This window comes from Pseudomonas sp. SDO5591_S426, from assembly GCF_054070755.1.
In genome coordinates, this window is sequence record NZ_JBSVXD010000022.1 from 1 (window position 1) to 25,901 (window position 25,901).

The window sequence follows — 25,901 nt, forward strand, 5'->3', positions numbered from 1 at the left end:
ATTTTGATTTTTACAAGCAAGATCAAAAGATCGCAGCCTGCGGCAGCTCCTACAGGGGGAGCGTGTCAGGCGGTTTTGTTGAGCAGGGCCATGAAGCGGTCGATTTCGTTTTCGCTGTTGAGCAGGCCGGGAGCGATACGGATCACAGGGCCGGCGTCGCGGTCGACCGAGTCACAGACCACGCGGTTCTGCATCAACCCGCTGGCGATTTTTTCGCAGTCCATATCCTTGATCCGGAAGAAGGTGAAACCGGCGGACAGCTGCGGACTTTGCGGCGTGACCAGTTCGATCCGTGGCTGTTCCAGCAGACGATTTTTCGCATAGGTGTTGAGCGAGTGGATGCGTGCCTGGACCTCGGCCTTGCCCAGGTCGAGGTGCAACTTGAACGCTTCGTCCGCCGCCCAGCGATGCTCGAAACTGTGATAGCCGCCGGGGGTCATGATGGTCGCGAAGTCGGTGGATTCGCTGAAGGTCGGAATGATCGGCGTGACGTCCTTGACCTCGGCGGAGCGGGCGCAAATGATCCCGGTGCCGCGAGGACCGAACATCCATTTGTGGGTGCCGGCGATGAAAAAATCGCAGTGCATGTCGGGAAAATCCAGATCCTCGACACCAAAACCGTGCACGCCGTCGACCACGTACAGGATGCGATCCTTCTCGTCGCGCTGACGGTTCAGCTCTTCGACCAATTTCCCGATTTCACCGATCGGCAGTTTCACGCCGCTGCCCGATTGCACCCAGGTCATGCCCAGTACGCGGGTTTCGGCGCGGATGCCTTTGCTGATCGAGTCCAGCACTTCGTCCACGGAAATGTCGCGACTGTTCTCGAACAACTTGAGTTTGCGCACCTTGGTGCCCTGGCGTTGCTGACGGAATTCCAGGGTGTAGTTGGTGGAGTAATGCTCGTGTTCGCTGACCAGTATTTCCTGATCCGGGCGCACATGGATGCCGCCGTAAATCATCGCCAGGCCTTCGGTGGTGCTGCCGGTGAGGGCGATCTGCTCAGGCTTGGCGTTGAGGTAACGGCCGGCCCAGACCCGCACGTTGTGCTCGCGTTTCTCGGTTTCCTGCAGGTCCCAGTCCATGGCGCGGCCGGGGTTGCGGTCGATGTTGGCGCGGTGCATGTCGATCGCGTTGCGCACCGGTGTCGGGTGCGAGGTCACCAGAAAGTTGGCGAAGTGCAGGTAGTCCGGGTCCTGATTGAACAACTGGCGCAATTGCGCCCATTTGCCCTTGGGCAACGGTTGCGGCTGCTGTTGTAGATTGCCGGCCAGCGCCGGCAGACCCACACCGGCAGTCAACGGCAGGCCGGCGGCCAGAATACCGGCCTGCTTGAGGAATGAACGACGGTTGGTCATGGCTTTGGCTTCGCTTGGCAAAAATGGCATCAGTTTTTGGCGACGGGTTTGGAGGATTTCTCGACCTGATCCCAGACCCGCAGGAAATTCCCGCCCCAGAGCTTGCCGATGTCGGCCTCGCTGTAACCACGACTGATCAGTTCGGCGGTCACGTTGCGCGCCTCGCTGACGTCCTTCCAGCCATCGAGGCCGCCGCCGTCGTTGAAGTCGGAGCTGATGCCGACGTGATCGATGCCGATTTTCTTCACCGCGTAGTCAATCGCGTCGCCGTAATCCTTGAGGGTGGCCTTGGGTTCTTCGTCGACGATGGCGTAGAGCTGGCTGGCGTACTCGCCGAAACGTTGCTCGGACCACACGGTGATGATCGGGTCGCCCGGCATCAGCGCCATTTCGAGGCCTTGCAGCGGTTGCAGGTCGAAGCGCGCACGCAGGGCGTTGAGTTTGTCCTGGGTGGCCTGGCTCAGCGGGCGGATGTAGGTCGGGAAACCGACAATCTGTACCACGCCGCCGCTGTCCTTGATCAACTGCATTTCGTGGTCGCTCAAATTGCGCGGAATGTCCACCAGTCCTCGCGGCGCCGAGTGCGATGCAACCATCGGCGTGCGGCTCAAACGCGCGACTTGCTCCAGGGCCTTGGTCGACATCTGCGACACATCAATGATCACGCCCAGATCATTGAGGCGGTGCACGGCTTGTTTGCCGATGTCCGAAAGCCCGCCGAGGGCGTCGCGCGAATCATTGAAGAACGGCAGCGGCCGCGATGAGTCGGCCCAGGCGTTGTTGCCCACATAACTGAAGCCGAACATGCGCATGCCGCGTGCGGCCCACTTGTCCAGGGCGTTGAGGTCGTTGCCCAGCGGGTAGGCGTTGAGCATGCTCATGAAAATCGCAAACTTGCCTTCGCCGTGCAGGCGGCGGAAGTCGTCGGGGGTGTAGGCGATGGCGACCTGATTGGGATAGTCGCGCACCATCGTGCTGATGATTTTGTAGCGGGTTTCCTGCTCGAAGCGGGCTTCTTCGATGAAGCCGGCGGTAGGGCGGTGCGGCGCGTTGGGGCCGTTCCAGATTTCCGGCCAGCCGAAGATGGTCAGCGCCGCACCGGACAGGCGACCGCGCCCGGTTTTCACCAGGTCGAACTGGCCGCTGCCGTCCTTGTCGGCTTCGTTGCCGGCGGTGCCGAAATCCATCGGCACGGTGATGTGACTATCGAACGAAAGAAGGCGCTCATGCAGTTCATCGGCCTGTTTCATCACCTTGACCGGGTAGCCGGGATTGTCCTTGAACCAGTAATCCCAGGCCGCGAAGCCGGCACCGGCGCTGATCGCCAGGGCCAGCGGCAGGCCGATGAAAAGAGCCTTTTTCGAACGTGGTTTTGTCATTGCCGTCTCAGTCAGGTTCGCCGCAGGGGGCTTTGCTATCTGGGAGGAACGAGTAAGTGGGGGAGGAATTTAGTGTTGGTGCTGACGTCATCGCGAGCAAGCTTTGCTCCTACAGGGTTTTGTGGTTGTCGCGCGATTGGGGTACGACACAAGACCTGTAGGAGCAAGGCTTGCCCGCGATGCTTTTAAATTTATGGGGGCAACAAACGTTCTAGCTTGGATAAAGCCTGCTTCATGGCTGACACAGGTAGGGCAATGACGATTTCTCGACGATGGTTCATGGCGGGCCTGGCGCTGACCAGCGCTGCCGTGCCTGCGGCTTTTTATGGGCATCGCGAATGGACGAAACCGGATCCGACGATCACGCCGGGCGAAGCTTCATTCGATGTGGCGGATGTCGCCGGCCAACGCCTGGCGGATACGCTGCGCGGTGTCTGGCAGATTCGTTTCGAAGGCCGTGACGCGGGGCTTGAAGGCTTGCCGCGGGACGGTCTGGAAGTGTTTCTCGACATCGGGCACAAAGGTCGTGGCCTGATCGGTTTTCTCGACACCGCCGAACGTTTGCGTTCCGGCGAACAGCCTCGTTACCGGGTGCTCGGCGATCTGGCTGGCGTCAAACCGGCACAATTGAGTTGGCGACTGGTCAGTGCCAATGGTAGCTGTGACTACGAATTCAGCATGGCGCTGGACGAAGTCTGGGCTGGTTTCGGTAATGCCGGCAGCGGCTCTTTGAGCGGCCGTGTGCTGGATCTGGATCGGCCCTTGATGCTGACGGCGCAGGACAATCGTTTCGTCGCCGTGAAGAAAGTCTTCCCCGAAGCCCGCGAGCGCACCGGCCTGAATCCGCCGCTGTTGGCGTGGCTGACGTCCCAGGAACATCGCCTGTTCCATCAGCTCTGGCATGCGTCCCGGGACAAGTGGCACACCTTGCCCGAAGAAAAGCGCAATGCCTTGCGCGGTATCGGCTGGCAGCCGGGCCCACGGGACCAGGAGCGTGATGCTCGCGGCAAGCGCAAGGATCGCAACGGCTCGGGCGTGGACTTTTTCTTCATGCACCGGCACATGCTCGGCACGGCGCGCTCGCTACAGGATTTGCCATCGTGGACGCATTTTCCGCTGCCCCAGCCTGAACTGGCCCGGGACCGCATCGGCTTCGCCAACTATTTCGACAACCACGACGGCACCGCGCTGCCGCCGACCTGGCTGGCCGAGGACGATGACGAGTACTCGCAGTGGGTTAGCGACATCAAGACCAATGAGACGTATCACAGCAATTTCCAGGTCTGGGAATCGCAATACCGCGATCCGCGTTATCTGTCGAAGCTGACGTTGGGGCAGTTTGGTTCCGAGGTGGAGCTGGGGTTGCATGACTGGCTGCACATGCGCTGGGCTTCGGTGCCGCGTGATCCGTCCAATGGTCAGCCGGTGCCGTTCGCTCGCGATCCGGCGGATTTTTCCGCGCGTTGGTATGCGCCGGAGAACGACTTCCTTGGCGATCCGTTTTCTTCCCATGTGAACCCGGTGTTCTGGCATTTCCATGGCTGGATCGATGATCGCCTGGAAGACTGGTTCCGCGCCCATGAGCGCTTTCATCCGGGGGAGGTCAGTCGGTTGCAGGTCAATGGCGTGCCGTGGTTTGCACCGGGGCGCTGGGTCGAGATCGCCGACCCGTGGCTCGGCCCGAGCACTCATGGTTGCAGCACCACGCCGGGGTTACAGGCCGGCAAGTCGGTGGAGATGGACCCGGAAACCATGAAGCTGGCGCTGCGGATTACCTTTGGCGAGGACGAAAAGAAACTCGCGGATCTGTTCCGCAAGGTGCCGCAACGGCCGTGGTATGCGCGGCATTTGAAGGCCAAGCAGAGTCAGGCCTGAGCACCGCGTTATCGTTCAATCGCTGGCAAGCCAGCTCCCACAGGTATGGCGTCATGCCAAAATTTTGCGGTAGACATCATTCCCTGTGGGAGCTGGCTTGCCAGCGATGGCGGCCCGACAGACGCCGCCAATTATAAAACCTGCCACCCCCCACCCAAAGCCTTGTACAACGCAATGCTCGCCTGCATCCGCGACAACCGCAGCTGTACATTCAAATCCTGCGCCGCATACAGCGTGCGCTGGGTCTCCAGCACCGTGAGCAAATCCTCGGCGCCGGCTTCATAGCGGCTTTGCGCAATGTTGAACGCGGTTTGCGCCTGGTTCAGTTCTTCGCTTTGCCACTGCCGTTGCTCGTCCAGCCCGCGAATGCTGTTCAGCGCTTTTTCCACATCGGCGAAACCATTGATGATCGCCCCACGATAGGTTTCCAGCAGTTCTTCCTGACGGGCCGTGGCCTTGTCGCGTTCGGCGCCCAGGCGTCCGTTGTTGAACACGGGCGCAAGCAATCCTGCGCTGAGGTTGTAGAAGGGACTGCGCAGAATGTCGCCCGCGCGGTCGGCGCCGGAGCCGATTTCCGCGCTGAGGGTGACGGTCGGCAACATCGCGGCGCGGGCCACGGTGACGTCGGCCTGGGCCGCGGCCAGTTGCGCTTCGGCCCGGGCGATGTCCGGGCGACGGCTGAGCAATTGGCTGGGCACGCCGGCATCGATGGCTGGCCATGACAATTGATCAAAGCGTTCCTGGCCGAGGGACAACTCCTGCACCGGGCGACCGAGCAAGGCGGCGAGGCTGATCTGCGCGTCCGTGGCCTGTTGCTGCACCAGCGGCAATTGCCGTTGCTGCGCCGCCACCAGGCTTTTTTGCTGGGCCAGTTCCAGCGCCGTCGCCGAGCCTGAATCGAAGCGGGTCTGCACCAGTTTCAAAACGTTCTGCGCGTTGGCCAGATTCAATTCGGCAATGCGGCTCTGTTCCTGCAACGACAGGGTTTGTGCGTAGCCGTTAGCCACGCCGCTGAGCAACGTCAGCTCAACCGTCGCCTGATCGAACTCGCTGGCGCGCAGGGCGAATTGCGCGCTGTCGCGGGAGGCGCGCTGCCCGCCCCAGAAATCGATCTCGTAGCTGGCCGTCAGATTGGCGTTGAAGTAATCCACGGCGCTGTTGTCGCTGTCGGCATCCAGTTGGCTGTAGCCGTTGCCGCGCAGCAGTTTCTGGCGGTTGGCGTTGGCGCCGGCCTTGATCTCGGGCAACTGTGAACCGCCGGCGACCACCGTTTCGGCCTGCGCCTGACGCACGCGGGCGATGGCGGCGGCCAGGTCGTAACTGCCGACCCGGGCCTGTTCGATCAGGCGCCCCAGCTGCGGGCTGCCGAAGCGGTTCCACCATTGCTGGTTGTCGCGGGTGGCGCCGGCGGTGTGCGGTGATTGCCAGGCGGCGGGCGGCGCAATGCCGCTGTCCGGGCGCTGGGCAGGGCTGCCGCAGGCGCTGAGCAGCAGGCACATGGTCAACAGGCTGAGTGGCGGCTTCATCAATCGATTATTCACTGGTAAGGGCCGTGACCGGGTCGAGTCGGGCAGCTTTGCGGGCCGGCATGAAGCCGAAGACAACACCGGTGACCAGGGCGCAGCCGAAGGCGCCGAGTACCGCTATCAGGGAGAACGCGACGGCGACTTCGCTGAGAATCAGCACGCCGCCGACAATCAATGCCAGGGCAATCCCGGCGAGCCCGCCGACCACCGAGAGCATCACCGCTTCAGTGAGGAACTGGCGCAGGATGTCGCGCTGCCGGGCGCCGGTGGCCATGCGGATACCGATCTCGCGGGTACGCTCGCGCACGGTCATCAGCATGATGTTCATCACGCCGATGCCGCCCACCAACAGCGAAATCGCCGCGATTGAACCGAGCATCAGCGACAGGGTATTTTGCGTGCGCGCCTCGGCCTGGATCATCGCCGCGTTGTTGGTCAGCTCGAAATCCTTCTTGCCGTTGTGCAGGCGCAGCATCAGTTGTTCGATGGCGTGTTCCGTCTCCTTGACCTTGCGCGCATCGGCGGCGGCAATCGCGATGTACTCCGGATTGTGCGTGCCGAAAAGGCGCACGCTGGCGGCGGAGTAGGGGATGGCGATGCGGTCGTCGCTGTCGGAGTCGCCGGAGCTGGCGCCTTTTTCCGCCAGCACGCCGACGACTTGAAACGGTACGTTCTCGATCAGGATGTACTGGCCGATGGGGTTGGCCACGTCCTTGAGCAATTTGGTCCGGACCTTGTGGCCGATCACTGCCACCGCAGCCGCATTCTGTTCATCGGCCTCGGTGAAGTAGCTGCCTTCGACCACGGGCCAGTTGAAGATCGCCGGGAAATTGGTGTCGTTACCGCCGACGTAGCTCAAGTGGTCGAGGTTGCCGAAACGCACCCCGGCTTCCTGGCCGTTGACCGGCATGATCCGCATCACTTGCGGCAGGCTCGCCACGGCCCTGACCTCGTCGAGAGTGATGATGCCCAGCGGTGTGCGCGGGTTGGGCGCCGAGCCGCTGAGGTAAATGATGTTGGAGCCGAATGCGCCCATCTGCGCCATGACCTGGCGTTTGCTGCCTTCGCCAACGGCCAGCATCACCACCACCGAAGCCACGCCGATGATGATCCCGAGGAGGGTCAGCGCGGTGCGGAACTTGTTGATCCACATCACCCGCCACGCCGCTTGCACGGCATCCACCAGTTCGCCTTTCCAGGCACCGGTGGCTTCCGCGCCTTCGCTCAGGCGTTTGCGTAAATCGACGGCTTGCAAGGCCCCGGGGGTGGCCGAGTGTTGCGCGGCCGGATTGTCCCGGGCGCTGTCGCTGATGATCAGGCCGTCGCTGATTTCGATGATGCGTTTGGCCCGCGCCGCGACTTCGCGGTCGTGGGTGATCAGGATGACCACGTGGCCCTGGCTCGCCAGCTCGTCAAGCAGCGCCATGACCTCTTTGCCGCTATGGCTGTCGAGAGCGCCGGTGGGTTCGTCGGCGAGGATGATGTGGCCGCCGTTCATCAAGGCGCGAGCGATGGACACCCGTTGTTGCTGGCCGCCGGAAAGTTGGTGCGGACGGTTGCCGGTACGCGTGGCCAGGCCGAGGCGGTCGAGCAGGGCGGCGGCGCGGGCGTGGCGCTCGGCGGCCGGGGTGCCGGCATAGATCGCCGGCATCTCGACGTTTTCCTGGGCCGAGCCGGATGGAATCAGGTGGTAACCCTGGAACACGAAACCGAACGCTTCGCGGCGCAACCAGGCCAGTTCGTCACTGTCCAGCGCCGCGACGTTTTCCCCGGCGAAGCGGTACTCGCCAGAGGTTGGACGGTCGAGGCAGCCGAGGATGTTCATCAGCGTCGACTTGCCGGAACCGGAGGCGCCGACGATCGCCACGAACTCCCCGGCATGGATCGACAGGTCGATCCCGCGCAACACGTGAACTTCAGGCGCGTCGCCACCGCCGTAGGCTTTGCGGATGTCCTGCAGTTCGATCAGGGGCGTTTGCATTCAACCGCCGCTCCCGTCAGCCGGGCCGATCAGCAGGTGATCGCCTTCCTGCAAGCCGTCGAGGATCTGCACCCGCAGGCGATCGCTGATGCCGGTGCGCACGTTGCGCTGTTCGATGCTGCCATTCTTGGCAACCACTTGCGCGATCTGGGTATCGGCTTGTGTTCCGGCTTGCAAGGCGGCAATCGGCGCGGTCAACACGTTCTGCGCCTGATCGGCGACGAAAAATACCTGAGTGGTCATTTCCGCCATCAGCGCGTTGTCGGCGTTGTCGACGTCGAGCAACACGGTGTACAGCACCACGCGAGCGCTGCCGCTTTTACTCGAACTGGCGGGGCTGCCGCCGCCCTGGCTGGTCTGGTCCAGAGGTTTTGGCGGCACGGGCAAAATCTGCCGCACGGTGCTTTTCCAGCGTCGGGTGCCGCCGCTGAGGGTGGTGAACCAGGCGGTCATGCCGGGTTTGACGTGGCCGATGTCGGCTTCCGAGACTTCGGCCCAAACGGTCATCGGCGACAGTTTGGCGATGCGCAGAATCAGTGGTGTCTGCTGCTGGGCATTGAGGGTCTGGCCTTCACGGGCATCGAGTGCGACCACGGTGCCGGACATCGGCGCGTAAATTCGTGTGTAGCCGAGTTCGGCCTGATCGCTGCGCAGGCTGGCCTGAGCCTGGCGAATCTGCGCCTGGAACATGTCGATCCGCGCCTGGGTGGCGCGCAGTTCCGCCTGGGCGGTTTGCACGTCTTCTTCGCGGGTGGCGCCGCCGGCCTTGAGGTTCTGCTGACGCTGGAATTTCTGCCGGGCCAGTTCATGCAGTGCCTTTTGCTCTTGCAGCTGCGCCTGGAGGTTTTCGATGGAGAAACGCCCGGCGTCGAGTTTGGCCTGTTGCGTGGACGGATCGATTTCCACCAGCAACTGGCCTTCCTTGACCACATCGCCGACTTCCACATGAATCTTGTGGATTTGCCCGGACGCCTGGGCGCCGACGTCGACATAGCGACGCGGTTGCAGGGTGCCCAATGCCGTGACACTGCTTTCGATGTCGGCGCGGGTGACCTGCACGGTGGCGAACTGATCACGGCCGGGCGGGATGATTTTCCAGGCGGCGACGGCGATGACGGGGATCAGGCAGAGTGCGACAAGCAGGGCGCGTCGGGTGTGACGGGGACGTTTCATGCAGTGTTCCGGCCAAAGGATTTCGGCCCGTCGTTCAGCGGCGGGAAGACGGGGAGCTGTCCTTTATACGTTGAAAGACCCGGGGAATTTAGCCCCGGACATATGGGGTTACACGTGTAGACCATGACTATTTGTCGGGCAACACAAAGCAGTACTTTAAATCTATATGAGAATTACTATAAATTACGCAGCTCAAACTGCCACTATCGTGCCATTGCCTGTTTTTTGGTCGATTAGCTGGTTCAAGGACAGAAACCGCATCCGTGCCGGAGTCATGTTGGAAAACTACTATCGAGAGCTGGTGTGTTTCCTGAACGCCAAGCTCGGCAACCGTCAGGTCGCCGAAGATGTGGTGCATGACGCTTATCTGCGAGTGCTGGAGCGTTCCAGCGAGACGCCGATCGAGCAGCCCCGGGCATTCCTTTATCGCACGGCTCTGAACCTGGTGATCGACGATCACCGGCGCAATGCCTTGCGTCAGGTCGAGTCGCTGGACGTGCTCGATAATGAAGAGCGCTATTTCTGCCCATCGCCTTTCAGCACTCTCGATCATGGTCAGCGCCTGGAGATGCTCCAGCGAGCGTTAGCGGAATTGCCACGGCTGTGCCGCGAGAGTTTTCTGCTGCGCAAGATCGAAGGCCTGTCGCACCCGGAGATCGCTGAACGCCTGGGCATTTCCAAGGCGCTGGTCGAGAAACACATCGTCAACGCGATGAAGCATTGCCGGGTGCGCGTGCGGCAATGGGATGCGCATTGATCCTCCTTTGATCCCTTCTTGTTAAATTTTATTTCACTGTCCTCGTTCCTACTCAACAGACGACCTACTGTCCTGCTCAAGGCCGGTCAGGTCACTTAGGCTCTCCTTGCCCCATTGTTGAGGGGTTCATCCAGAGGACACTGGAAATGACACAGGCAATTGCATCGCCCATCGTTCACGACCTGATCGGCGTCGGTTTCGGCCCTTCGAATCTGGCGCTGGCCATCGCTCTGCAAGAGCGCGGGCCGATCCAGGGCGAACTGGATGTACTGTTTCTCGACAAGCAGGCCAACTACAGCTGGCACGGCAACACCCTGTCGACCCAGAGCGAGTTGCAGATTTCCTTCCTCAAGGACCTGGTGACCCTGCGCAACCCGACCAGCCCGTATTCGTTCGTCAATTACCTCAAGGCCCACGGCCGTCTGGTGGACTTCATCAACCTGGGCACTTTCTATCCGTGCCGCATGGAGTACAACGACTACCTGCGCTGGGTCGCCGCGCAGTTCGAACGGCAGAGCCGCTACGGCGAAGAAGTGCTGACCATTGAGCCGGTGCTGCATAACCACCAAGTCGAAGCGCTGCGCGTGATTTCCCGTGATGCGACCGGCCATCAACACGTGCGCACCGCGCGTTCCGTGGTGGTCAGCGCCGGCGGCACGCCGCGTATTCCCGAAGCGTTCAAGGCGCTGAAGGATGACGGTCGCGTGTTCCACCATTCGCAGTATCTGGCGCAGATGGCCAAGCAGCCGTGCGTGAACCACCAACCGATGAGCATCGCGATCATCGGCGGCGGGCAGAGCGCGGCGGAAGCCTTCATCGACCTCAACGACAGCTTCCCGTCGGTACAGGTCGACATGATCCTGCGCGGCTCGGCGCTGAAGCCTGCGGACGACAGCCCGTTCGTCAACGAAGTGTTCTCGCCGGAGTTCACCGACCTGGTGTTCCAGCAGGAGAGCAGCGAGCGTGAGCGTCTGGTCAACGAGTACCACAACACCAACTACTCGGTCGTGGACATCGACCTGATCGAACGCATCTACGGGATCTTCTACCGTCAGAAAGTCTCGGGCATCGCCCGTCACGCGTTCCGTACCCTGACCACTATCGAAAAAGCCACCGCCAGCGAGCGCGGCATTGAACTGGCGGTGCGCAACAACGCCACCGGCGAAGTCACGGTTCGTCACTACGACGCCGTGGTGTTGGCCACCGGTTACGAGCGGCAGATGCACCGCAAACTGCTGGCGCCACTGGAGCAGTACCTGGGTGATTTCGAGGTCGATCGCAATTACAAACTGATCACCGACGAGCGCTGCAAGGCCGGCATCTACATGCAGGGCTTCTGCCAGGCCAGCCACGGCTTGAGCGATACGCTGCTGTCGATCCTGCCGATCCGCGCCGATGAAATTGCCGGGTCGCTGTATGACCATGGCAAGAACCGCGGGCACAGTCATTCGGTGGTGGATTTGTTGTTGGCGACTGCCAGCTAAGCTTTTCGGCGTCTGCAAGGCCGCCATCGCTGGCAAGCCAGCTCCCACAGGGATCTTCAGTGGACACGGATTTTTGTGTCATACAAAGATCATTGTGGGAGCTGGCTTGCAAGCGATGGCGGCCTCACGGGCACCACAAAATCCTGAATTCTGAACCCTCCCTGAAGAACCCCGCATTTCCCCAGCCATTCCCAGCCACAGCGTTTACTCTGCAAAAACCGGGGCGTAAGCTTCGCGCGTTTTCAATCAATAGCGGAGACCCACAGTGGGTACTTGTTCGAGTGACAGTAGTCGGCCGGTTTCGATAACCGGCACATCCTCGGCCAGATAACGCGCAGACTTTTTGTGCCGTTGTCTCGCCGTAAAAGCGAGCAGCGGCATCCCGATCACGGCCGGTTCCGGTCCGTGTCCCGACGTCCTTCTCATCGACGCTGAACCGTGCGTGATGTTCGACCCTGTGTCGTCATCGCGGCGCACCGACACGCCTGCTCGACGGTTTCCCGGCTGATCCTGGGGGAACTGCCATGAACCTGACCCTGCTCAAAGAATTCTTCGCCGGATTCCTGCGCACCCGCCACATCGCCCGACACTTCCGTCGCCTGGCGCTGCTGGAAAACTTCACCGACACCACGGTCAGCCGTGAGGTGCCGCCGACCCTGGCGCAAACCCTGGTCAGTGCTGCCGGCAGTGACACCGGCCTGTTGCTGGACACGCTGGGCAGTCACACCGACGGCCTGAGCGAACTGGAAGCCCAAGCTCTGCGCGGGCAATTCGGCCTCAATGAAGTCGAGCACGAACAACCGCTGCCGTGGTGGACCCATCTATGGCATTGCTACAAGAACCCGTTCAACCTGCTGCTGACCTTGCTGGCGGTCATCTCCTGGCTGACCGAAGACATGAAAGCCGCCATCGTGATTTTTTCCATGGTGGTGCTCTCGACCCTGCTGCGCTTCTGGCAGGAAAGCAAATCCAACCAGGCCGCCGATGCGCTCAAGGCGATGGTCAGCAACACCGCGACGGTGCTGCGTCGCGACGAAGGCCGTCGTGAGTTGCCGATCAAGCAACTGGTGCCGGGCGACCTGATCGTGTTGTCGGCTGGCGACATGATTCCCGCCGATTGCCGGGTGCTCAGTGCCAAGGACCTGTTCGTCAGTCAGGCGGCCATGACCGGCGAATCGATGCCGGTGGAAAAATTCCCGCGTCAGCAGGACAGCAACACGCTCAATCCTCTGGACCTGGAAAACATCCTGTTCATGGGCACCAACGTGGTGTCCGGCACCGCGATGGCGGTGATCCTCACCACCGGCAACAGCACCTATTTCGGCGCCCTGGCCCAGCGCGTCGGCGCCACCGATCGTGCTCCGACTTCGTTCCAGACCGGGGTCAACAAAGTCAGTTGGCTGCTGATCCGCTTCATGTTCGTCATGGCGCCGCTGGTGCTGTTCATCAACGGCTTCACCAAGGGCGACTGGACCGAGGCACTGCTGTTCGCGCTGTCGATTGCCGTGGGCCTGACCCCGGAAATGCTGCCGATGATCGTCACCTCGACCCTGGCCAAGGGCGCGGTGTTCCTGTCGCGCAAGAAGGTCATCGTCAAGCGCCTCGACGCCATCCAGAACTTCGGCGCCATGGACGTGCTGTGCACCGACAAGACCGGCACGCTGACTCAGGACAGGATTTTCCTGGCGCGCAACGTCGACGTATGGGGCAACGATTCCGATGACGTGCTGGAAATGGCCTACCTCAACAGCTACTACCAGACCGGCCTGAAAAACCTGCTGGATGTGGCGGTGCTCGAACACGTGGAAATCCATCGTGAACTGAAAGTCGGCACGGCGTTTCGCAAGGTCGACGAAATCCCGTTCGACTTCACCCGCCGGCGCATGTCGGTGGTGGTCGCCGAGCGCGATCAGCCGCATCTGCTGATTTGCAAAGGTGCCGTGGAAGAAGTATTGGCGGTGTGCACGCGTGTACGACACGGCGTGGTGGATGAAGTGTTGAGCGAAGCACTGCTGGCGCGGATTCGTCAGGTCACTGCGGCGTTCAATGCCGAAGGCCTGCGGGTGGTCGCCGTGGCTGCGCGGCCGATGATCGAGGGACGCGACACCTACAGTCTCGCCGATGAACAGGCACTGACGCTGATCGGTTACGTGGCATTCCTTGATCCACCCAAAGAAAGCACCGCGCCGGCGCTCAAGGCGCTGGCTGCCCACGGCGTGGCAGTGAAAGTGCTGACCGGCGACAACGAACTGGTGACCGCGAAGATCTGCCGCGAAGTCGGGCTGGAGCAACAAGGCCTGCTGATGGGCAACGACATCGAACGCATGAGCGACGCCGAACTGGCGGTGGCGGTGGAGACCACAAACGTTTTCGCCAAACTCACCCCGTCGCACAAGGAACGCATCGTGCGCCTGCTCAAGGGCAACGGCCATGTGGTTGGCTTCATGGGCGACGGCATCAACGACGCGCCGGCCCTGCGCACCGCCGACATCGGGATTTCCGTGGACAGCGCCGTGGACATCGCCAAGGAAGCGGCCGACATCATCCTCCTGGAAAAGAGCCTGATGGTGCTGGAGGAGGGCGTGCTGGAAGGGCGGCGGACCTTCGCCAACATGCTCAAGTACATCAAGATGACCGCCAGTTCCAACTTCGGCAACGTGTTCTCGGTGCTGGTGGCCAGCGCGTTCATCCCGTTCCTGCCGATGCTGCCGATGCACCTGCTGGTGCAGAACCTGCTCTACGACATTTCCCAGATCGCCATCCCGTTCGATAACGTCGATGACGAAATGCTCAAGCAACCTCAGCGCTGGCAGCCGGGCGACGTCGGGCGGTTCATGCTGTTTTTCGGACCGATCAGCTCGATCTTTGACATCACCACGTTTGCCTTGATGTGGTACGTGTTCGACGCCAATACCCCGGATCACCAGACGCTGTTCCAGTCCGGCTGGTTCGTGGTCGGGCTGCTGACCCAGACGCTGATCGTGCACATGATCCGCACGCCGAAGGTGCCGTTCCTGCAAAGCCGCGCGGCGATGCCGTTGATGGTGATGACCGGGATCATCATGGCCGTGGGGATTTTCCTGCCGATGGGACCGCTGGCGCACTACTTCAAATTGCAGGCGCTGCCGTCGCTGTACTTCGTGTTCCTGCCGGTGATTCTGCTGGCGTACATGGGGCTGACTCAGGCGGTAAAGGGTTTCTACATCCGACGGTTTGGCTGGCAATGATTGTAGGCAGTTGTGTGAGGCATTTAGGAAAAGTCCTACAGAAAGCACTGCGGGTCTTCCGTAGCCTTGCACCCTCGTTAATCTGACCCGGGGGCCACGTTGTCCGACAAGTCCTTACGTATCCTGATTGCTGATGAACAGCATTTTAACCGGATGAAAATCGAGCGATTGTTCAACCAGCTCGATTACTTCCGGGTAGCGCCGGTGCAAAGCCTGGAAGAGCTGCTCACTCTGGTGGAGTACGCTTGCGAACCTTTCGATCTGTTGGTCGTCAATGCCGCGCTGGCAGGTGGAAAGCTGGATTTGCTGGATTTCTGCCTGGATAACCGGCAACTGGACCGCGTGTTGATCTATGACGGCCAGCAGACCGATCTGCCACCGATCCCGGCCTGCGGGCAGCAGAAGGTTCAGGTGAGCCATGCCCTGTTGCCGGACTTCGCGTCGATCCAGCGTTTGATGGCGCTGGTTGATCCTCGTCTACCGTTCGTCGGCACTGTCATTTCTGTCAGGTAGTGCGACGCGGTTTTCCGTGCAAGAGTCTATGCGCAGCTACTGCGTTTGGTTCGGGCCTTGCCCACGGGCAGTCGCTGCCCGGTCGTCGTGTGTTTGCCCAGGGAGTTGCCATGAAGTCAGTGCTGATTGTGGACGATCATCCGGTGATTCGCGGCGCGGTCAAAATCGTCCTCAAGCTTGAGGGCTACAAACGAATTTACGAAGCCTCCAGCGGTAATGAAGTCTTGCCGATGATCCGTGAGCACCAACCGGAACTGGTGGTGCTGGATTTGAACATACCGTCCCTTGACGGGCTGGACGTGCTGGCCCGGATCAAGGGAGGTGAAGTGCCGTGTCGCGTCGTGGTATTCACCTCCCAGGAGCCGATGTTTTATCAGGAACGCTGCATGCGCGCCGGTGCTTCGGCCTACGTCGCCAAGACCAACGATCTGCAGCATCTGCACAAGGCGGTACATGCCGTGATGGGTGGCTACACGTATTTCACCCGTCTCCCCTCGAGTTCGGTGTCGATGAGCTCGTTGCAGCGCAGCGAGAAGCAGATGATCGACAATCTGTCGGACCGCGAATTGACGATCTTCCAGCACCTGGCCCGAGGCATCAGCAACAAGGCCATTGCTGAAATCATGCATTTGAGCCACAAGACCGTCAGCACCTACAAAACCCGTTTGACCGAAAAACTCAACGTGGAGTCGTCGGTGCACCTGCGCGATCTTGCCCGACGCAATAATTTGATCTGAATGAAAACCCTGCGCTGTCTGCACTTCTTGTTGGTGCTGGGGCTTGGCCTGTGGGGGGCGAGTGCCAGCGCCGAGCCGCAAACCCTGACTTTGCTCGGACGCTCCTATGTGGAAGGGGTGACGGTCAAACTGTCGAAGGCGGACGCTCGCTGGCTGCGGCAAAAAGGTCGGTTGGTGCTGGCCGTCTCTGCCCCGGACTATCCTCCCTTCGATATCACCACCACAGGTTATGCGCTTGAAGGGATGACCGCGGACTACGCCGGGCTGCTCAAGCAACTGTTGCGGGTGGAGGTCGAGGTTCGGCGCTATGCGTCGCGAGACGAGGCGGTTCGGGCGCTCAAGCAAGGGGCGGCGGACCTGCTGGGAACGGCCAACAGTTATGAGGCGCAAGATCCGCAGCTACAGATGTCCGGCGCCTATGCGGTCGATCAACCGGTACTGGTGACCCGCACCGACTCCTCGCAAACGCTGGACCCGACGCTGGCCGGCAAGCGCCTGGCAATGTTGTATCACTACTTGCCTGAGCAAAACGTGCAGCAATTCTACCCACGGGCGCAGGTCGAACTGTTTCCGTCGACGCTGGGGGCCGTGGGCGCCGTGGCTTTCGGGCAGGCGGATGTCTATCTGGGCGATGCAATCAGCGCTCATTACCTGATCAGCAAAAACTACCTGAACAACGTACAACTGGCGGACTTCTCGCCTCTGGAGTCCGGTCGCTTCGCCTTTGCCATGGCCCGTGACAACCCGGCGTTGCTGCGCATCGTCAACAAGGCCCTGTCGGCGATAACGGCCAATGAGCAGATGAACATTCTGCGGCGATGGGGGGCGAGCGGGGTGTCGATGCCGGGCACGCAGTCATTGCAATTGAGTGTCGCCGAACAGCGTTGGCTCGACCGGCACCCGCGCGTCAGTGTGGCGATCAACGAGAATATCCCGCCGATAACCTTCATCGACAGTGAAGGCAAGTTTCGCGGCATCGGTGTCGATGTGCTGGCGAAAATCAGTCTGCGCACCGGCCTGCAATTCGACATCCGGTCGATGCAGTCAGTGGCCGAGATGATGAAGGCGATCAAGAGCGGTGAGGTGGACGTGTTGGCCGGTATCGGCCTCAGTTCCAGGCGCGAAGAGGACTTGCTGTTTACCCGGTCGATGCTGACCAGTCCGACTGTGCTGGTGACGCGCGTGGGACCGGACAGCCCCAAGACCCTGGATGACCTGGCCGGTAAAATCCTGGCGCTGACCCAAGGCAATGTCGGCGGCGAGTTCATTCGCCAACACTACCCGTTGATCCGCTGCGTGGATGCGCCATTGTCGGCGGATGCCATGGAAATGGTCGCCCAAGGCAAGGCACAAGGCAGCATCAATTCATTGATCAGCGCCCGTTACCTGATTTCCCGGCAATACCGTGATCGCCTCCAGGTCACCAGCACCGTGGGCACCGATCCCGCGCGCAGTACTCTGGCGACCAGCCTCGATGCCACCGAGCTGCATTCGATTCTGGACAAGGCATTGCTGAGTATTCCTCCGGAAGAAATCGACGCGTTGATATTGCCTTGGCGCAATGACCTGATGGTGGAACAGAGTTATTGGCTGCGCCATCGACAGAGCATTTTCCAGGCGTTCGCGGTTGCTGGCGCCTTGCTCTTGCTCGCCGTGGCGTGGATCGCCTGGCAACGTCGGCAGATCCGTCAACGTCAGCAATTGCTTGCTCAATTGCAGGAAGCCAAGGACATCGCCGACGACGCCAACCGGGCGAAGACTACGTTTTTGGCGACCATGAGCCATGAGATCCGCACGCCGATGAATGCCCTGATCGGCATGCTTGAGCTGGCGCTGAAACGGGCAGATGAAGGCGTTACCGACCGTGCGGCGATCGAGGTGGCATCAAATGCCGGGCAACAGTTGCTGGCCTTGATCGGCGACATTCTGGACATCGCGCGTATCGAGTCCGGGCATTTGTCGCTGTCGCCGGAGCGGGCCAACCTACACGGGGTAGTGGAGTCGGTGTGCCGGGTTTTTGAAGGCCTGGCCCGGCAGAAAAACTTGCAGTGGCGGGTTGAAATGGATGCGCACAGTGACCGCGACGTACTGATCGACCCCACTCGCTTCAAGCAGGTGCTGTCCAATCTGTTGAGCAATGCCATCAAGTTCACCGACAAGGGAGAGGTCAGTCTGAGGCTGCGGGTCGAGCCGGTGTCGCCCGAACGCCTCGCGGTCAGCGTGCGTATCGAGGACAGCGGCATCGGCATCAGCGCCTTTGACCAGCGGCGACTGTTCAGCCCGTTCGAGCAGGCCGGGAACAACCCGCAATCGGGCCGTCAGGGTTCCGGGCTGGGACTGGTGATCAGCCGCACGCTGTGCGAAATGATGGGCGGGCAGTTGCAGCTCGACAGCGATCTGGGGCGTGGTACCCGGTTGGACATCACCCTTGAACTGGTGGCGTTGCACCCATTGCCCGCCACTGAAGTATTGCCGAGCAATTCACAGGAAAAAACCCGGCCGCTGACGATTCTGGTGGTGGACGATTATCCGGCCAACCGGTTGTTGCTTTCCCGGCAGCTGAGTTATCTGGGGCACCGCGTACTGCTCGCCGAGGATGGACGGCAGGGGCTGGAACAATGGCGTGAACAGGCCTTCGACCTGGTCATCACCGACTGCAACATGCCGGTGGTCAGCGGTTATGAACTGGCGGGTGCGATACGCGATGAGGAACGGTTTGGCGTGGAGCAACCGACGGTGATTCTGGGTTTCACCGCCAACGCACAACCCGAAGAAAAAATCCGCTGCATTGAAGCGGGCATGGACGATTGCCTGTTCAAACCGATTCGCCTGATTGACCTGAGCGGATGGTTGGCCGCGAGATTTTCCAGCGAAGCGCCTTCCAGCGCCGAAATCGATTTAAGCGGGCTGCAGCAGCTCGCGGGTGCCGACAGCGAGCTGATCCTGCAACTGTTGCGTGATGTAGCGGCGACCAATCGCGACGATCGCGAACGCCTGCTGCACGAGCATGCCAGCGGCAATAGCCACGGCTTGCAGGATCTGGCGCACCGGATCAAGGGCGGGGCGCAGATGATCCGGGCGCGTGCGCTGGTGGATTGTTGCGAACAACTGGAACGTGCCTGCGGCGAGGGCGATGCGGCACTGATCGACGCCGCCGTCGATCAGTTGCATCAGGCCATGACGCGCCTGGACCAACGTCTTGAGCAGGGCTGAAGATCAGTCCCAGGCCGGTGCGATGCCTTTCGGGCTGGTCAGGCGATGGCCGCGATCCAGGCTGGCGATCAGCGCCATGTCGGCGTCGCTCAACTTCATGGCGCAGGCCTTGAGGTTGCTGGCGAGGTTGGCGCGTTTGGTCGACGACGGAATCACCGCGTAACCCAGTTGCATGGCCCAGGCCAGGGTGACTTGCGCCGGGGTTGATTGCAGGCGGTCGGCGATCTTCGCGATGACCGGGTCCTTGAGCACTTCGCCGTAGGCCAGGGTCATGTAGGACGTGATCCGGATGCCTTGGCTTTGTGCGAACTCGACCACCTTGCGGTTTTGCAGGTACGGGTGCAGTTCGATCTGGTTGGTGGCGATGTTCTCGGCACCGACGGCGGCGATCGCTTGTTTCATCAGGTCGACGGTGAAGTTCGACACGCCGATCTGCCGGGTCAGGCCCAGGCGCTTGGCTTCGAGCAGGGCACCCATGAATTCCTCGACCGGCACCTGGTCTTCCGGCGACGGCCAGTGAATCAGGGTCAGGTCCAGGTAGTCGGTCTGCAGTTTTTGCAGACTCTCCCTGAGGCTTTCGATCAGGCGATCTTTTGCGAAGTTGGCGACCCAGATCTTGCTGGTGATGAACAGGTTTTCACGGGCAACGCCACTGGCGGCGATGGCTTCACCGACTTCGGCTTCGTTTTCGTAGATTTGCGCGGTGTCGATGGCGCTGTAGCCCAGTTCCAGGCCGGTGCTGACCGAATCAATGACTACTTGGCCTTGCAAGCGAAACGTACCCAGGCCGAATGCGGGAATAGACATGAATGACTCCAGAGGTTGCAGTGGGAATGGGCGTGAGTATCCGCGCCTGCATTCGTGGGAAAAACCGCTGGATTGGCAAAGCAATGTTTACCGCAAGTCAAGAATCGGGGATGGCCGCGACTCGGTTTAAAGCCTACCCCCGCGCCTCAAGAATCATGCAAGTCGTCGACCCGGTCGCATACAACCGCCCATCCACATCATAAATCCGCCCCTCGGCCAACGCCGTCGAGCGCCCCAGATGCACAATCTTGCCCTCGGCCCGCACCGGTCCGCTGGCGCTGTTCAAGGCGCGGACATAACTGATGCGCAGATCCAGCGTGGTGTAGCCCTGGCCTTTTTTCAGCTGCGTATGAATCGCGCAGCCCATGCACGAATCCAGCAACGTCGCGGCGTAGCCACCGTGCACCGTGCCCAGCGGGTTGTAATGACGTGAATCCGGTGTGCCCTGGAAAATGAACACGCCGGCCGACCATTCGATTGGAATGAAGTCCATCAGTGTGCCAATTGGCGGGGAGGGCAGCGTGCCGTCGCCGATACCTTCGAAAAACTCTGCGGGCGTCAGGGCGCTGACTTCGGCCATGGACAAACTCCCGGGCCCGGCGAGACGGGCGCGCATGGCCTGCTCCTGAGCGATCCATTGGGCGAGCGTGGCGTCGCGGGTTGGGCTTTGCATGAGATCAAGTCCTCGGCGGGAGCGGATATTATGGTTGTAATCCTCGTCGATATTATGTCCGAAATAAAAACTCCGCCAGTCCCATGTGTCGCCCGTCTCAGGCGATATCGCTGTGACTGAATTCCTCTCCGAGAAAGTCGATCAAGCTGCGCACCGACGGCAGCAACCCTCGGCGCGACGGGAAAATCGCGTGGATGATGCCGCTTTTCGGTGCCCAGCCCGGCACCAGTTCAACCAATTGCCCGGTAGCGATTTCATCGCGTACCACCACGCTGGGCAGGTGCACGATGCCGACCCCGGCGACCGCTGCATGGCGCAAGGCCAACAGGTCATCGGTAACCATCCTCGGCGCGTGCCGGATCAACGCGGTGCTGCCCTCGGCGCCGAACAGTTCCCACTGATACTCACGTTGCGCCGCGCCCCAATGCAGGCTCGGCATGCCGCTCAGGTCTGCCGGCGACGGCGGTGTCGACAGGCGTTGGGCGAACGCCGGACTGCCGACGACACTCTGGGTGCTGTTGCCCAATACCTTCATCACCATGTCGGTGTTTTCCAGTGGCGGAAAACGTACCCGCAGGGCGATATCAAAACCTTCGTGAATCAGGTCGACCCGGCGGTTGGTGCTCTCGATGAACAACTCCACCAACGGGTACTTGAGCATGTAGCGGGTCAGCATCGGCCCGACCCAGGTGTGGAGCAGCGCCGTCGGGCAACTGATGCGCACCAGGCCTTGGGGTTCGGAGCGGTTGCGTTCGATCAGTTCAGCGGCACTTTCCGCTTCCACGCGCATGGCCAGGCAACGCTGGTAATACGCCTGGCCTATTTCGGTCAGCGAGCAATGGCGGCTGGTGCGATTGAGCAGGCGTACGCCCAGGCGCTCTTCGAGCTCGGCGATGCGTCGGCTGAGCTTGGACTTGGGCATGTCCAGCGCGCGCCCGGCCGCTGCGAAACCGTGATGTTCCACCACTTGAGTGAAGTAATAGAGGGTGTTGAGGTCTTCCACCATCGTTCTCCAGATAGAACGCTAAGGCTGATTTTTGCAGTCTAGCGCAGCAAAGGCCACGGTTTTAAGCTTTGTCCATGGCTTCACTCACTTCATCAGGAGACACCATGAAAAACATCATCGGTATCTACACCAGTCCTCGTGGTCATTGGGTTGGCGACGGTTTTCCGGTTCGCACGCTGTTTTCCTACGACAACCTGGGTAAACACATCAGCCCGTTCCTGCTGCTCGATCACGCCGGGCCTGCTGAATTCACCCCGACCACCGAACGGCGTGGCGTTGGTCAGCATCCGCACCGCGGCTTCGAAACCGTGACTATCGTTTACAAGGGCGAACTGGAACACCGCGACTCCACCGGCAGTGGCGGCAAGATCGGTCCCGGCGACGTGCAATGGATGACCGCCGCCTCGGGAATTCTCCACGAAGAGTTCCACTCCGAAGGTTTCGCCAAGATCGGCGGCACTCTGGAAATGGTCCAGTTGTGGGTCAACTTGCCGGCCAAAGACAAAATGGCCGACGCCGGTTACCAGACGATTCTTGATGGCGACATTCCGGACATTGCCCTGCAAGACAACGCCGGCAGCCTGCGCCTGATCGCCGGTGAGTTCGACGGCCGCAAAGGACCGGCGCGGACCTTCACGCCGATTGACGTCTGGGACCTGCGCCTGAATGCCGGCAAGTTGCTCACCCTGGATCTGCATGAAGGACGCAATACCGCACTGGTGGTCTTGCGCGGTGCGGTTCAGGTCAATGGTCTGGAATCGGTGCGTGAAGGGCAGTTGGCCCTGCTCGATCGCAAGGGCGATCAGTTGACCCTTGAAGCCAGCAAGGACGCGGTGGTGCTTTTGCTCAGCGGCGAACCGATCGACGAACCGATCGTCGGCCACGGCCCGTTCGTGATGAACACCGAGCAAGAAATCCACCAGGCGTTCGCCGACTTCCAGTCCGGCCGCTTCGGCCAGATGCACGGTTAAACCGTTTCGCTTCAACAACCCGCTCTACACAGGACGCGTAGGCCGGTTTTCGGGCCAGGGATGGCTGTTGCCTGTCAAAAAGAGGAAACGCTCATGAACACCGTCAATGCTGCCAACTTCAATGGTCAGAAACCGACCATCGACCCCAACGACGCCGCGATGCTGTTGATCGACCATCAGAGCGGACTGTTCCAGATCGTCAAGGATATGGACGTGCCGCAACTGCGCGCCAATGCCATCGCGCTGGCCAAGGCCGCGGCCCTGCTGAAGATGCCGGTGATCACCACCGCTTCCGTACCGCAAGGGCCGAACGGGCCGCTGATTCCAGAGATTCATGAGGCCGCACCGCATGCGCAGTACGTGGCGCGCAAAGGTGAAATCAACGCCTGGGACAACCCGGAGTTTCACGCGGCGGTCAAAGCGACCGGCAAGAAAACCCTGGTGATCGCCGGCACCCTGACCAGCGTTTGCCTGGCGTTCCCGTCCATCGCGGCGGTGCATGAAGGCTACAAAGTGTTTGCCGTGGTCGACGCTTCCGGCAACCACTCGAAACTGGCCACCGATCTGACAGTTGCCCGTTTGGCCCAGGCCGGCGTGGTGCCGATCGACATCATGGCTACGCTCTCTGAGCTGCAAGGCTCGTGGAACCGTCCGGACGCCGAGCAGTGGGCCGCTGTCTACGCCCAGGCCATGCCGCATTATCAATTGCTGATCGAGAGCTATCTCAAGGCTCAGCAAGTGGCCAACGAGCACGAAAAGCTGGATTCCGAACGTTAAGCGGGTACTTCACGCCGATTTTCAATCGGCACCGATAACTAATCAGGACTACTGCAATGACTACTTCTTACAAACGACTCGACAAGGATAACGCCGCCGTTCTGTTGGTGGATCATCAGACCGGCCTGTTGTCGCTGGTGCGCGACATCGACCCCGACCGTTTCAAGAATAACGTGCTGGCCCTGGCCGACCTGGCCAAGTACTTCAAGCTGCCGACCATCCTCACCACCAGTTTCGAAACCGGCCCCAACGGCCCGCTGGTGCCCGAGCTCAAGACGCAATTCCCAGACGCGCCGTACATCGCCCGTCCAGGCCAGATCAATGCCTGGGACAACGAAGATTTCGTCAAGGCGATCAAGGCCACCGGCAAGAAGCAATTGATCATCGCCGGTGTGGTGACTGAAGTATGCGTGGCGTTCCCGGCACTCTCGGCGCTGGCCGAAGGTTTTGATGTATTCGTGGTGACCGACGCTTCCGGCACGTTCAACGAGCTGACCCGCGAATCGGCCTGGAGCCGCATGACCGCGCAAGGTGCGCAATTGATGACCTGGTTCGGCCTGGCCTGCGAACTGCACCGCGACTGGCGCAACGACGTGGAAGGCTTGGGCACGCTGTTCTCCAACCACATCCCGGATTACCGCAACCTGATGACCAGCTATAGCACGCTGACCGACAGCAAATAACTCCGGCAATACGCATACCCTGTGGGAGCGAGCTTGCTCGCGATGGCGGAAGAACAGACACCTTTGTGTTGACTGTAAGACCGCTATCGCGAGCAAGCTCGCTCCCACAGTGTTTTGTGTTGTTGTGACGACATCAATTGCTCCTACACTGTGCTCAATCTGTGAGATCTTTTGCTCATCGTCCTGTGCTGGAGCTGCTTGATGCTGTCGTTGCTCGCTGAACACCCGCTGATCTGCGCCTTGATCCTGATCCTGATCGATCTGGTGTTGTGGCGCTTGATCGATGCCAGCCACCACAACTGGAAACTGCTTGCACGGCTGGTGATTTTTTCGCTGTACAGCGTTCTGTTGTTCAACGAAGGCATGAACCCGATGGTGCCGGCACCCTGGGTGGACAACGTGCCGCTGCACCTGGCAGCCACCGGTTTGCAGATCACCTGGTGGCTGTTCGCCGCGCGCACCCTGACGGTGACGATCGGTGCCGTGATGATGCAACGGGTCGGGCACACCGGGCGATTGCTGCAAGACTTGCTCGGGGCGGTGATATTCCTGATCGCCGTTATTGCGGCGCTGGCCTATGTGCTCGATCTGCCGGTCAAAGGCGTGCTGGCCACGTCCGGCGCCTTGGCGATCATCGTCGGCCTCGCGTTGCAAAGCACTCTCAGCGACGTGTTTTCCGGGATCGTCCTCAATACCACCAAGCCCTATCAACTGGATGACTGGATCGCCATCGACGGCACCGAAGGCCGAGTCATCGACATCGATTGGCGTGCCACGCGGCTGCAGACTTCCCAGGGCAGCATGATCGTGATCCCCAACTCGCTGGCGGCCAAGGCCAAGATCACCAACTTCAGCCGCCCCAGCGACATGTTCGGCCTTTCCATCAGTTTGCAGGTCAGCCCCCATGTCCGTCCGCAAACCGTGATCGATGCACTTGAGCGGGCGATGCAGGGCTGCCGCATTCTGTTGAGTGTGCCCGGCCCGAAAGTGGCACTGAAAAGCTCCAGCGCCGCTGGCGCGGAGTATGAAATCAGCGGGTTTGTCGCTTCGATGAGCGAGAAGCGCACGGTGCGCAATCAACTGTTCGACCTGGCGTATCGGCACTTGCATGCATCGGGGATCAATTTGCTGTCGAGCGTGGAACCCAATCCGGAGAGCGATTCTTCAAAACCACGGGCGTTGCTCGACAGTTCGCCGATTTTCTCGACCTTGCGCCAGGAAGAGAAAGAAACCTTCAGCCAGAACATGAACCTGCAAACCTTCCGCGCCGGGGAGACGATCCTGGCGGCGGGGGAGGTCAGCCATCACTTGTTCATCATCGAGTCCGGGGTGGTTTCGGTGACGCTGAACATCCACGGTGCACTCATCGAAACCGGGCGCATGGGACCAGGAGAAGTGATCGGCGAGGCCGGTATCCTGACCGACACCTCATCGGCCGCCGAATTTGCCGCGAAGACCTTTTGTACGCTTTACCGCATCGAAAAGGACTACCTGAAACCGTGCCTGGATGCCCGTCACGACATCAACGACGCGATGAAAACCTTGCTGGATTTCCGCTTGCACAAGGTGCAGGCGCTGATCCAGGAAGAGCCGGTGGTGGTGCGCAAGAAAGGGTTTTTGCAGTGGTTGCTCAAGCGGGCTTAGCGGTGAATGGCCGCTGCGCGGATCGCTAGCAAGCTAGCTCCTACAAGGGATTTGTGAACGACACAGATTCAATGTGGGAGCGAGCCTGCTCGCGATGACGGCATTAGCCGCGCCGCA

The 25,901-nt window shown here is 60.8% G+C and carries 19 protein-coding genes; 11 read left to right on the top strand and 8 right to left on the bottom strand.

Annotated features, from left to right (window positions below):
• Nucleotides 1-65: 65 nt before the first annotated feature.
• Entirely contained in the window at nucleotides 66-1,358 is a 1,293-nt protein-coding gene (gene pvdN, locus ACW9JC_RS07235) for a pyoverdine-tailoring periplasmic protein PvdN (protein ID WP_457454376.1), read from the bottom strand.
• A 29-nt stretch (nucleotides 1,359-1,387) separates the two neighbouring features.
• Entirely contained in the window at nucleotides 1,388-2,737 is a 1,350-nt protein-coding gene (gene pvdM / locus ACW9JC_RS07240) for a pyoverdine-tailoring dipeptidase-like protein PvdM (RefSeq protein ID WP_457454377.1), read from the bottom strand.
• A 255-nt stretch (nucleotides 2,738-2,992) separates the two neighbouring features.
• On the opposite strand from pvdM, the gene pvdP reads away from it, so the two are divergent.
• Nucleotides 2,993-4,612, top strand: a complete 1,620-nt coding sequence (pvdP, locus tag ACW9JC_RS07245) for a pyoverdine maturation tyrosinase PvdP (protein WP_457454378.1) — start codon at nucleotides 2,993-2,995, stop codon at nucleotides 4,610-4,612.
• Between the two features lie 131 nt (nucleotides 4,613-4,743).
• Here pvdP and ACW9JC_RS07250 read toward each other — a convergent pair whose 3' ends face one another.
• The 3 genes from ACW9JC_RS07250 to ACW9JC_RS07260 are packed head-to-tail and all read right to left on the bottom strand — an operon-like array spanning nucleotide 4,744 to nucleotide 9,292.
• On the bottom strand, nucleotides 4,744-6,138 hold the full coding sequence (locus ACW9JC_RS07250) for an efflux transporter outer membrane subunit (protein ID WP_457454379.1): 1,395 nt from the start codon (nucleotides 6,136-6,138) through the stop codon (nucleotides 4,744-4,746).
• A gap of 7 nt (nucleotides 6,139-6,145) precedes the next feature.
• Nucleotides 6,146-8,119, bottom strand: coding sequence for a MacB family efflux pump subunit (locus tag ACW9JC_RS07255; protein WP_457454380.1), 1,974 nt, complete (start codon nucleotides 8,117-8,119; stop codon nucleotides 6,146-6,148).
• Nucleotides 8,120-9,292, bottom strand: a complete 1,173-nt coding sequence (locus ACW9JC_RS07260) for an efflux RND transporter periplasmic adaptor subunit (RefSeq protein ID WP_457454381.1) — start codon at nucleotides 9,290-9,292, stop codon at nucleotides 8,120-8,122. It lies immediately after the preceding gene.
• Nucleotides 9,293-9,524: 232 nt separating this feature from the next.
• Between ACW9JC_RS07260 and ACW9JC_RS07265 the strand changes: the two genes are divergently transcribed.
• The 6 genes from ACW9JC_RS07265 (at nucleotide 9,525) to ACW9JC_RS07290 (ending at nucleotide 19,223) form a co-directional block, all read left to right on the top strand.
• Complete coding sequence (locus tag ACW9JC_RS07265; RefSeq protein ID WP_457454421.1) at nucleotides 9,525-10,049, top strand: sigma-70 family RNA polymerase sigma factor; 525 nt, start codon at nucleotides 9,525-9,527, stop codon at nucleotides 10,047-10,049.
• A gap of 146 nt (nucleotides 10,050-10,195) precedes the next feature.
• Nucleotides 10,196-11,533 (top strand): lysine N(6)-hydroxylase/L-ornithine N(5)-oxygenase family protein, encoded by a 1,338-nt coding sequence (locus ACW9JC_RS07270; protein WP_457454382.1) that lies wholly within the window; start codon nucleotides 10,196-10,198, stop codon nucleotides 11,531-11,533.
• A gap of 524 nt (nucleotides 11,534-12,057) precedes the next feature.
• Nucleotides 12,058-14,760, top strand: a complete 2,703-nt coding sequence (mgtA, locus tag ACW9JC_RS07275; RefSeq protein WP_457454383.1) for a magnesium-translocating P-type ATPase — start codon at nucleotides 12,058-12,060, stop codon at nucleotides 14,758-14,760.
• Nucleotides 14,761-14,859: 99 nt separating this feature from the next.
• Complete coding sequence (locus ACW9JC_RS07280; protein ID WP_457454385.1) at nucleotides 14,860-15,273, top strand: response regulator; 414 nt, start codon at nucleotides 14,860-14,862, stop codon at nucleotides 15,271-15,273.
• A gap of 110 nt (nucleotides 15,274-15,383) precedes the next feature.
• Nucleotides 15,384-16,010 carry a response regulator gene (locus ACW9JC_RS07285; RefSeq protein WP_457454386.1) on the top strand — a complete coding sequence of 209 codons (627 nt, stop codon included), beginning with the start codon at nucleotides 15,384-15,386 and terminating at the stop codon, nucleotides 16,008-16,010.
• Nucleotides 16,011-19,223 (top strand): transporter substrate-binding domain-containing protein, encoded by a 3,213-nt coding sequence (locus ACW9JC_RS07290; RefSeq protein WP_457454387.1) that lies wholly within the window; start codon nucleotides 16,011-16,013, stop codon nucleotides 19,221-19,223. It abuts the gene before it with no gap.
• Between the two features lie 3 nt (nucleotides 19,224-19,226).
• Here the strand turns inward: ACW9JC_RS07290 and dkgB are convergent, their stop codons facing one another.
• From dkgB to ACW9JC_RS07305, 3 genes are all read right to left on the bottom strand, one after another.
• Nucleotides 19,227-20,030 (bottom strand): 2,5-didehydrogluconate reductase DkgB, encoded by an 804-nt coding sequence (dkgB, locus tag ACW9JC_RS07295; protein ID WP_457454388.1) that lies wholly within the window; start codon nucleotides 20,028-20,030, stop codon nucleotides 19,227-19,229.
• 133 nt (nucleotides 20,031-20,163) lie between these two features.
• Entirely contained in the window at nucleotides 20,164-20,703 is a 540-nt protein-coding gene (locus ACW9JC_RS07300) for a PaaI family thioesterase (RefSeq protein WP_338582099.1), read from the bottom strand.
• 97 nt (nucleotides 20,704-20,800) lie between these two features.
• A complete protein-coding gene (locus ACW9JC_RS07305) occupies nucleotides 20,801-21,709 on the bottom strand; it encodes a LysR family transcriptional regulator (RefSeq protein WP_338582098.1) in 909 nt (302 codons plus the stop codon).
• A gap of 104 nt (nucleotides 21,710-21,813) precedes the next feature.
• Between ACW9JC_RS07305 and ACW9JC_RS07310 the strand changes: the two genes are divergently transcribed.
• From ACW9JC_RS07310 to ACW9JC_RS07325, 4 genes are all read left to right on the top strand, one after another.
• On the top strand, nucleotides 21,814-22,680 hold the full coding sequence (locus ACW9JC_RS07310) for a pirin family protein (protein ID WP_457454389.1): 867 nt from the start codon (nucleotides 21,814-21,816) through the stop codon (nucleotides 22,678-22,680).
• Between the two features lie 93 nt (nucleotides 22,681-22,773).
• Nucleotides 22,774-23,457, top strand: a complete 684-nt coding sequence (locus ACW9JC_RS07315) for an isochorismatase family protein (protein ID WP_457454390.1) — start codon at nucleotides 22,774-22,776, stop codon at nucleotides 23,455-23,457.
• A 56-nt stretch (nucleotides 23,458-23,513) separates the two neighbouring features.
• Nucleotides 23,514-24,140 carry an isochorismate family cysteine hydrolase YcaC gene (gene ycaC / locus ACW9JC_RS07320; RefSeq protein ID WP_457454391.1) on the top strand — a complete coding sequence of 209 codons (627 nt, stop codon included), beginning with the start codon at nucleotides 23,514-23,516 and terminating at the stop codon, nucleotides 24,138-24,140.
• A gap of 201 nt (nucleotides 24,141-24,341) precedes the next feature.
• The gene (locus tag ACW9JC_RS07325) at nucleotides 24,342-25,784 is read left to right on the top strand and encodes a mechanosensitive ion channel domain-containing protein (RefSeq protein WP_338582094.1); all 1,443 of its coding nucleotides are present in this window, start codon (nucleotides 24,342-24,344) and stop codon (nucleotides 25,782-25,784) included.
• Nucleotides 25,785-25,901 lie beyond the last annotated feature (117 nt).